This is a genomic window from Gordonia sp. GN26 (genome assembly GCF_054823965.1).
The window spans coordinates 1-324 of sequence record NZ_JSYC01000178.1 but is presented as its reverse complement, the minus strand read 5'-3'; the positions used below and the strand labels follow the sequence as shown (position 1 = coordinate 324).

Here is a 324-nt window from a genome sequence, read left to right as displayed (position 1 = left end):
GGACTCGGTGTCGGGTCCGTGGATCTCGGTACGCGCTTGTCGTAAGTGTTCGGCGAATCGGCGGGGTATGTCGGGGCGCCGGTTGATGCGTTCGGGGTTGGGTGGTGCGCCGGGTTCGGCGTTGAGCCGCCAGGCGCAACGGCCTTCGTCGGGGCCTTCGCGCACCATCCGGGTGGTGAACTGTCCTGCCTGTTTTCCGACCATGCGGTTGTGTTTCGGGCATGCCGGTGCGAGGTCGGTGATGTCGGTGAGTCCACCGTCGGCCCAGTCGAGTTGGGCGTGGTGCATTTCCAGGTGTGCGGCGGCGAGGTCGCAGCCGGGGGT

The 324-nt window shown here is 67.3% G+C and carries 1 protein-coding gene; it reads right to left on the bottom strand.

Features of this window, described 5'->3' with window-relative positions; translation table 11 throughout:
- On the bottom strand, positions 1-324 hold a 324-nt coding region (locus tag OK17_RS22570), incomplete at both ends, for an HNH endonuclease signature motif containing protein (RefSeq protein WP_461418825.1).